7 protein-coding genes and 2 pseudogenes are annotated in these 8,119 nt (G+C 55.5%); 6 read left to right on the forward strand and 3 right to left on the reverse strand.

The features are described from left to right. Nucleotides 1-27: 27 nt before the first annotated feature. Both HTT03_RS09020 and HTT03_RS09025 read right to left on the reverse strand, forming a co-directional pair. Nucleotides 28-960, reverse strand: a pseudogene (locus HTT03_RS09020) (IS5 family transposase). A 70-nt stretch (nucleotides 961-1,030) separates the two neighbouring features. Then, nucleotides 1,031-1,582, reverse strand: coding sequence for a helix-turn-helix domain-containing protein (locus HTT03_RS09025; RefSeq protein WP_174859522.1), 552 nt, complete (start codon nucleotides 1,580-1,582; stop codon nucleotides 1,031-1,033). 255 nt (nucleotides 1,583-1,837) lie between these two features. Here HTT03_RS09025 and HTT03_RS09030 point away from each other — a divergent pair, with 255 nt between their 5' ends. The 6 genes from HTT03_RS09030 to HTT03_RS09055 are packed head-to-tail and all read left to right on the forward strand — an operon-like array spanning nucleotide 1,838 to nucleotide 7,027. After that, nucleotides 1,838-2,818: a TRAP transporter substrate-binding protein gene (locus HTT03_RS09030; protein ID WP_217482785.1), complete on the forward strand. Its 981-nt coding sequence runs from the start codon at nucleotides 1,838-1,840 to the stop codon at nucleotides 2,816-2,818. 5 nt (nucleotides 2,819-2,823) lie between these two features. Continuing rightward, entirely contained in the window at nucleotides 2,824-3,318 is a 495-nt protein-coding gene (locus HTT03_RS09035; protein ID WP_174859524.1) for a TRAP transporter small permease subunit, read from the forward strand. A 6-nt stretch (nucleotides 3,319-3,324) separates the two neighbouring features. Continuing rightward, on the forward strand, nucleotides 3,325-4,950 hold the full coding sequence (locus HTT03_RS09040) for a TRAP transporter large permease (protein ID WP_174859525.1): 1,626 nt from the start codon (nucleotides 3,325-3,327) through the stop codon (nucleotides 4,948-4,950). A gap of 10 nt (nucleotides 4,951-4,960) precedes the next feature. After that, entirely contained in the window at nucleotides 4,961-5,620 is a 660-nt protein-coding gene (locus tag HTT03_RS09045; protein ID WP_174859526.1) for a glutathione S-transferase family protein, read from the forward strand. After that, on the forward strand, nucleotides 5,617-6,084 hold the full coding sequence (locus tag HTT03_RS09050; protein ID WP_174859527.1) for an MOSC domain-containing protein: 468 nt from the start codon (nucleotides 5,617-5,619) through the stop codon (nucleotides 6,082-6,084). Before HTT03_RS09045 ends, HTT03_RS09050 begins: the two co-directional genes overlap by 4 nt. Before the next feature lie 4 nt (nucleotides 6,085-6,088). Beyond that, nucleotides 6,089-7,027, forward strand: a complete 939-nt coding sequence (locus tag HTT03_RS09055; protein WP_174859528.1) for a PDR/VanB family oxidoreductase — start codon at nucleotides 6,089-6,091, stop codon at nucleotides 7,025-7,027. A 154-nt stretch (nucleotides 7,028-7,181) separates the two neighbouring features. Here HTT03_RS09055 and HTT03_RS09060 read toward each other — a convergent pair. After that, nucleotides 7,182-8,114: pseudogene (locus tag HTT03_RS09060) on the reverse strand (IS5 family transposase). Between the last annotated feature and the right edge of the window lie 5 nt (nucleotides 8,115-8,119).

Genomic DNA, 8,119 nt, shown 5'->3' on the forward strand with positions numbered 1-8,119 from the left:
ACGTTCTTCCCCTTACCCCAGACGGATTTAGCCTACGGGCTTAGTGATAGGTATGCCAAGAGCCGTATAGCGGTTGAGGATGGCGATGCGGACTTGGATTTCCGCGACTTGCCTTTCGAAGTCCCTCGTCATGAGCGATTGGCCCAGTAGTTTCATACAATGCATCTTGGTTTCGACGCGGCTTCTGCGGTGGTATCCACTCCAGCGTCGCCACACCGTGCGGCCCAGATACCGTTGCGCATGGACCGCATCGTTGCGGGCAATTGCTCCGGCGCTCGTAGGCTTCCAGGGCTTTGCATTCTTGCGTGGCGGGATCACCGCATGGGCATCTCTGGCAGCAATCGCCTCGTGGCATTTGCGGGTGTCATACGCCCCATCTGCGGTAACGTTGCCAATGTCCTGATCGAGCGGGATTTGGGTCAGGAGTTCGGGCAGCATGGGAGCATCACCGATGTTGCTGCTGGTGACTTCGACTGCCCGAACTTCCAGCGTTTCCTCGTCGATACCTATGTGTATCTTGCGCCATATGCGGCGTTTAGAACCGCCATGCTTACGTGCATTCCACTCGCCTTCACCCTCGGCCTTGATCCCCGTGCTATCGATAAGAAGATTCAACGGGCCAGCACCGCCACGATACGGCAGGCTCACGTTCAGCGTTTTCTGGCGGCGGCAAAGAGTGCTGAAGTCCGGTGCTTACCAATCAAGCCCGACCAACCGCAGCAAGCTTTGAACGAACCCAGTTGTCTGGCGGAGCGGCATGCCAAAAAGGACCTTCAGCGTTAGACACGTTTGAATAGCCGCGTCACTGAATTGCTGTTGCCGACCGCGCTTGCCGTTTGGCGGCGGCGCCCACACCATCTCCGGATCAAACCAGATCGACAACGATCCGCGCCGCTTCAAGCTGTCATTGTAAGACGACCAATTCTTGGTCTTATATTTGGTAGGGGACCAGCTGCTCATCCCCTCAGCTATCACGCTGGATTCATACAGTGAATCCCATCAACCTATTTGTGCAAAAAAGCCATCTGTTTCAGACAACGACCAACAAGAAAGACGCCGACTCCGATTTGCTTTCAATAAGGTGAGGGATGCTGCCGGGGAATTCTAAGTAGTCTCCTTCATTTAAGTCAAAGCGCTTATCAGCCAAGGTGACGTGTATGCTGCCAGTACGCATGAACAGCAATTCCAGACCTGCGTGGTGGGACCTGCTTTCATGCTGTTTTCCGCGCGTCAGCTCGATAAGGAAGGTACTATGCTCACTCTTACCGCTCAGAAGCGCATAGCGATACTCGGCTTCGCTCGGACCGGTCCGCTTAAACTGAGCATCTTGAGCACGTAAAACGTGAAAGTCCGCGTCTCCGATTTTTTCTCCAAACAACTGGCCAACCGTCGTCTCTAAGGCCTCCGCAAGACGCAGAAGAGACATGACGGACAGTGCCTTTTCCCCTCTTTCGAACCGAGAGAGATGACCTTTTGACAACTTCAGTTGGTCCGCAAGCGCCTCAAGCGTATATCCCATTTTGCGCCGTAGAGCACGTGCATGGCTGCCCGCTAATCGCTGTTGTTCGAGTGAAGAATTCATCCCGGCATCCTTTTTCACCAAATCGCGTATCCATGCCGACTGCTTGTCACAGAAGTAAGCTAACCCGCCCGTCTAATTCTATCCATCGTTTTCATTGACAACAAGTTGCCCTCTGGGCAACGTGTAAACCATACAGAGGGAGGGATCATGAAACGACGCGATTTACTTGTTCGAGGCGCAGCGTTGCCTGTGACAGCAGCATCCGTATTGGCAACGCCTGCGCTGGCGCAGTCCAAAACCAAAGTAAGGTGGCGCATGCCCACTTCTTTTCCGACAGGTCTGGCCACGCTTTACGGTGGCGCGACCTTTCTTGCCGAACGGGTCGCGGCGCTTACCGATGGCGCATTTGAGATCACACCCTACGCAGGGGGCGAGCTTGTACCGCCATTAGGCGTCTTGGAGGCGGCGCAGAATGGAACGGTCGACGCCGGCTTTACGGCTGGATTTTACTACCTGGGTAAAAGCCCTGCATTGATGTTTGATACCGGCGTTCCCTTTGGCATGTCACCCCGTCAACACAACGCATGGATGAACGAAGGCGGCGGGCTGGAGCTGATGCGCGACCTTTATGCGGAGTTCAACACAATTAACTTCCCTGCTGGGAACTCGGGAGCGCAGATGGGGGGCTGGTACCGCAAGCCCATTGATACGCTTGATGATATCAAAGGATTGCGCATCCGCGCGGCAGGATTGACCGGTTCGGTGTTCGCGGAACTTGGGGCCGTTCCTCAGTCTATTCCGGGGTCAGACCTCTATCCCGCCATGGAGCGGGGGGCATTGGATGCTGTCGAATTTGTCGGCCCATACGATGATGAGCGGCTCGGTTTTCAGAAGGTTGCAAAGTATTACTACGCCCCCGGTGTGCTTGAGCTTGGTGCGTCGATCACGGCGATTGCGAACCTCGATGCTTATAACGAGTTGCCTGACGTTTTCAAAGAAGCGCTCCGGACGGCCTCAGCGGAGGCGAATACAGAGATGCTCGCACGTTATGATGCGTTGAACATTGCTGCGCTGCGCCGCTTGATTGGTGCCGGTGTCGAGCTGCGCTCGTGGAGCGAAGAGATCATGTTGGCCATGCAGGCGGCCACGGACAAGCTGCTGGATGCAGAGGCCGCGAAAGACGAAAATTTCAAAAGCATCTACGCCCAATGGAAAGCCTTCAGGGATGATCAAATCCTTTGGTCATCGGTAAATGATGGCGCGGCGCAAAGCTTCCTCGCGGCGCACCGAGGCTAAGTCAGGTGGAGCGCATCGCAACAGCCATTGACCGCATGAATACGGCTATCGGCCGGGCCACTATTTGGTTGTTGTTTCTATCGGTTCTGGTCAGCGCAGGGAACGCGCTGGCCCGGAAATTCCTGTCGATCGGCTCCAACGCGTTTCTTGAGCTGCAATGGTATCTCGTCGGTACGATGATCGTTCTGGGCGCGGCGTGGGTGCTGCGTGAAAATGCCCATGTTCGGATCGAGATATTTTCGGCTTCCTTTCCTCCACGCCTGCGAAAATGGATCGAACTCTTGGGCCATAGCCTCATGCTGCTGCCTTTTGCAGGCGCGATGGTTATCCTGTCGTGGCCCTTTTTCGTGAGGTCCTGGGCCCAGAACGAGGCTTCGCTTAACTATGGTGGTCTGCTGGTATGGCCAATGCGCGGCATCATTGTCTTGGGCTTCGTACTTCTGCTCCTGCAAGCGATTTCGCAGATTTATCACGCGATCCGCTCCTTTGCGCAGGACTGAGGTTTCATGCTTGAACTGATTGCGCATAATCTCGCCCCGCTCATGTTTTTTGTGGTCATGGGGCTGCTACTACTTGGCTATCCAGTGGCCTTCACGCTGGCTGCTGGCGGGCTGCTATTTTTTGCCATCGGGGTTATGTTCGATACCCTGACGCCTGATATCATCTCGCTTTCGTGGCCCATGCTGAAAGCCCAACCAGACCGTATTTTTGGGATCATCAGCAACGATACATTGCTCGCGGTCCCGTTTTTCACCCTCATGGGCGCACTGTTCGAAAAGACCGGAATCGCAGAAGACCTGCTCGCCGCCGTGGCGCAGTTGTTCGGCCCGCTGCGCGGTGGGCTGTGCTTTGCCGTAATCCTAGTCGGTACAATCATGGGCGCCACGACGGGCGTGGTCTCGGCGTCAGTCATGACCATGGGTCTTATTGCGCTGCCGATCATGATGCGTTCGGGCTACGACCATCGGATTGCCGCCGGTACGGTGACATCGGCAGGCACCCTGTCGCAAATCGTACCTCCTTCGTTGGTTCTAATCGTGATGGCGGACCAGATCGGAAAACCGGTCGGAGAGATGTATCATGCTGCTTTGGTGCCTTCAGCGTTGATGATCGGCCTATACGCAACCTTTATCGTAGGGATCGCCATCTTCTTTCCGCGCGCAATGCCTGCAATGACAGAAGTCAAAGTTCGGCGGCAAGACTATCTCAGTATTGTCGGTTTGATCCTACTTGGATCGTCGGTCGGATACATAACCTACCAAAGCAGCGGCTTTTTCGGGACAAATGCCGGGCGAATGATGTTCGCAGTGGCGATAGGATCGCTTGCTTTAATGCTTGCTGCTGTGTTTTCCGGACGCTTCTGCACCGATCTCGGGCGTCAGACGGTCTTTGCAATCGTGCCTACATTGGGGCTGATTTTCCTTGTTCTTGGAACCATTTTCCTTGGCATAGCCACACCCACGGAAAGCGGCTCGATGGGCGCTGTGGGCGCGATGATCCTTGCGCTGGCCCGTGGGCGGCTCGGCGGGGGCGCGTTGACAGATGCGCTGCGCCGGACGGCTCAGCTTACCATATTTGTTTACTTCATCCTTATTGGCGCGCGGCTCTTCAGCCTCACTTTTTATGGCTTGGACGGAGATCGCTGGTTGCATGGTTTGCTGACCATGCTGCCCGGAGAGCGGATGGGGTTTATCGTCTTCTCCATGCTCCTGATCTTTGTCTTGGGGTGCTTTCTCGATTTCTTTGAAATCGCTTTCATCGTTGTGCCTTTGTTGCTGCCTACAGCGGTCGCACTCGATGTCGATCTTTTGTGGTTCGGCATTTTGATTTCAATCAACCTGCAAACCAGCTTTCTAACGGCGCCTTTCGGCTTTGCTCTGTTTTACCTCCGCTCGGTCGCGCCCATACCGGCGCAGGGCAGGGAGGGTATCTCTACCGGAGACATATACCTTGGCCCCCTGCCGTTTATCGCGATGAATGCCGCTGTCATCGCCTTGCTCCTCTTCTATCCGAATTTGATTTCATCCGAGAAGCCAGACGCCGTAGCGACTGGGGAAATCGTAATCACGCCAAACGTCGCTGCTCCTGCGAATGACAACGCGGCGAAATCCCTAAACCATCTGTTCCAATAGGAGCTGTCTGATGACCGACGCCCAGCATACCCGTGTTCTCTATGATCACCCGATGTCAGCGAACTGCCAGAAAATCCATATGATGCTGGCCTGCCTCGGATTGCCGTATGAAACCACTTTCGTTGATGTGCTGAATGGCGCCACGAAAGAGAACGGTTTTACACAGATGAACCCGATGCAGCAAATCCCGGTGCTGCGGGATGGCGCACATACTATCTCAGACAGTCAGGCGATCCTTGTCTATCTCGCTGCGCAATATGGGCCGGATTGGGCAGATAACACGCCGATTGGCATGGCAAAGATAGCTGAATGGCTCTCCTTCGCCGCAAAAGAGGTTTCGAACGGCCCACAGATGGCACGGCTTTGGCATCTGACTGGGGAGGACAGCATCGATATCGATGCGGTGACCGCGGCGGGATTAAAGGTTCTCACTCAATTACAGAGCCACCTAGAGAGTAAAAAGTGGCTCTGTCTTGACCGACCCACCATCGCCGATATTGCGGTTTTTCCATACATCGCAACCGCGCGCGACGGGGAGTTGCCTCTTGATGACTACCCGGCAGTCTGCGCCTGGATTGAACGGATACGGGCATTGCCCGGCTATCGCCCCTTAGAGGGGTCGGCGGAAATGGCAGATAAATACCAAAACAGTAAAGAGGCCTATGCATGACGTTCACGGGAAAAATCGAAGGGCTACATATCACGCCGCGGTCCTTTTTGCCGATGCGCAATGTGGAAACGCTGGAATTGATTGAAGGTTTGGGGATCGAAGGTGATCGGCATTCGATCAATGAAGCCTTCCACTCTGACCGACCGGAAGAAGGCCGCCAGATCACTTTCTTCGAAGCTGAGACACTTGAGGCGCTGAAACGAGATCATGATATCGATTTGAGGCCGGAACAGCACCGGCGCAATGTGACGACACGCGGTGTGCCGCTGAACCACCTTGTCGGGCGACGCTTTCGGGTTGGCGCTTGCATTGTGGAAGCAACAAGGCTGACCACCCCCTGCCGTCATATCGAACAGATCACCGGCCTGGAAATCTACGAAGTGCTGCTTCACCGGGCAGGTCTGAATGCGAAGATCGTAAAGGGTGGGCAAATCCACCTCGGCGATATTATCGAACCGGAGTAAGATCATGGTCAAAAGAATTCACCGCGTCACGACAATCGTCGCTCGGATTGAGCAGGTCGATCCCCTCGTAAAACTGTTTCACTTGCAGGACCCAGAAGGCTGGGAGTTGCCGCCTTTCACTGCCGGGGCGCATATCGACATCCACCTCCCTTCCGGCTTGATTCGACAGTATTCCCTATCGGGCGATCCCGCCTGTGACGATACCTACACGATTGCTGTACAGCGCGAAGAAGATGGCCGGGGCGGCTCGCGTGAGTTGCATGACGCGCTGCATGTAGGAGATGAACTGCTGGTATCGCTCCCACGCAATACCTTCCCGATTTTGGACGACGCCCCGGTTACGATGATCGCCGGGGGCATTGGGATCACACCGTTCCTATCCGCTTTGCCCGGATTGATCGCAATGGACCGTCCGTTCAAGCTGCACTACTGCGCTAGTTCCCGCGACAAGGCGAGCTTTGCCGCCATGCTTGAGCAAATGGATTTGGGGAGCCGGTTGCAGATTCATATTAGCGAAGGCGGCCAACGTCTTGATCTTGCGCAGGTTGTCGCGGAACTTGCAAGCGAAGAGCATCTTTATTGTTGCGGGCCGACACGTATGCTGGACGCGGTCGAAGACACGGCCGGTAGCCTTGGCGCCCGTTTGCATGTTGAGCATTTTGGCGTCGCAGCGGGGGCCGACCCGGCCTATGAAGTGCTGCTTGCCCGCTCTGGTCAGGTCGTTCCCGTCGCTCCTGGACAAACGATGTTGCAAGCCCTTCGGGCCGCCGATGTCCATGTGCCTGCTTCCTGCGAAGGCGGTGTCTGTCTTGACTGCAAGTGCCGCTGGCTGGAAGGCACGCCGATCCATCGCGAGTTGACGATGACAAAGAAGGATCGTGAAGAATGGATCACGCCCTGCGTCTCTGGCAGTGCCAGCGAGCGGCTGACACTTGATCTGTAATCCTGCGCGCGCGGGATTGTTATTAGGACCACATGAAATCGCGTCGCTACCAGTCGTCGCAACAGATAGGATTAAACATGCCCATAGATGCTATTGGAACGGCTTTGTTGCACAAATCGGGTTGAAAACGTTCTTCCCCTTACCCCAGACGGATTTAGCCTACGGGCTTAGTGATAGGTATGCCAAGAGCCGTATAGCGGTTGAGGATGGCGATGCGGACTTGGATTTCCGCGACTTGCCTTTCGAAGTCCCTCGTCATGAGCGATTGGCCCAGTAGTTTCATACAATGCATCTTGGTTTCGACGCGGCTTCTGCGGTGGTATCCACTCCAGCGTCGCCACACCGTGCGGCCCAGATACCGTTGCGCATGGACCGCATCGTTGCGGGCAATTGCTCCGGCGCTCGTAGGCTTCCAGGGCTTTGCATTCTTGCGTGGCGGGATCACCGCATGGGCATCTCTGGCAGCAATCGCCTCGTGGCATTTGCGGGTGTCATACGCCCCATCTGCGGTAACGTTGCCAATGTCCTGATCGAGCGGGATTTGGGTCAGGAGTTCGGGCAGCATGGGAGCATCACCGATGTTGCTGCTGGTGACTTCGACTGCCCGAACTTCCAGCGTTTCCTCGTCGATACCTATGTGTATCTTGCGCCATATGCGGCGTTTAGAACCGCCATGCTTACGTGCATTCCACTCGCCTTCACCCTCGGCCTTGATCCCCGTGCTATCGATAAGAAGATTCAACGGGCCAGCACCGCCACGATACGGCAGGCTCACGTTCAGCGTTTTCTGGCGGCGGCAAAGAGTGCTGAAGTCCGGTGCTTACCAATCAAGCCCGACCAACCGCAGCAAGCTTTGAACGAACCCAGTTGTCTGGCGGAGCGGCATGCCAAAAAGGACCTTCAGCGTTAGACACGTTTGAATAGCCGCGTCACTGAATTGCTGTTGCCGACCGCGCTTGCCGTTTGGCGGCGGCGCCCACACCATCTCCGGATCAAACCAGATCGACAACGATCCGCGCCGCTTCAAGCTGTCATTGTAAGACGACCAATTCTTGGTCTTATATTTGGTAGGGGACCAGCTGCTCATCCCCT

It is taken from the genome of Sulfitobacter maritimus (genome assembly GCF_013346665.1).
In the GTDB taxonomy this organism is placed as follows: Bacteria; Pseudomonadota; Alphaproteobacteria; order Rhodobacterales; family Rhodobacteraceae; genus Sulfitobacter; species Sulfitobacter maritimus.

What these genes read in the sequence shown, in the direction of transcription:
- HTT03_RS09045 (WP_174859526.1), top strand. Translation starts at nt 4,961, where the DNA reads ATGACCGACGCCCAGCATACCCGTGTTCTCTATGATCACCCGATGTCA.
- HTT03_RS09025 (WP_174859522.1), bottom strand. Translation starts at nt 1,582, where the DNA reads ATGAATTCTTCACTCGAACAACAGCGATTAGCGGGCAGCCATGCACGT.
- HTT03_RS09030 (WP_217482785.1), top strand. Translation starts at nt 1,838, where the DNA reads ATGCCCACTTCTTTTCCGACAGGTCTGGCCACGCTTTACGGTGGCGCG.
- HTT03_RS09055 (WP_174859528.1), top strand. Translation starts at nt 6,089, where the DNA reads ATGGTCAAAAGAATTCACCGCGTCACGACAATCGTCGCTCGGATTGAG.
- HTT03_RS09050 (WP_174859527.1), top strand. Translation starts at nt 5,617, where the DNA reads ATGACGTTCACGGGAAAAATCGAAGGGCTACATATCACGCCGCGGTCC.
- HTT03_RS09040 (WP_174859525.1), top strand. Translation starts at nt 3,325, where the DNA reads ATGCTTGAACTGATTGCGCATAATCTCGCCCCGCTCATGTTTTTTGTG.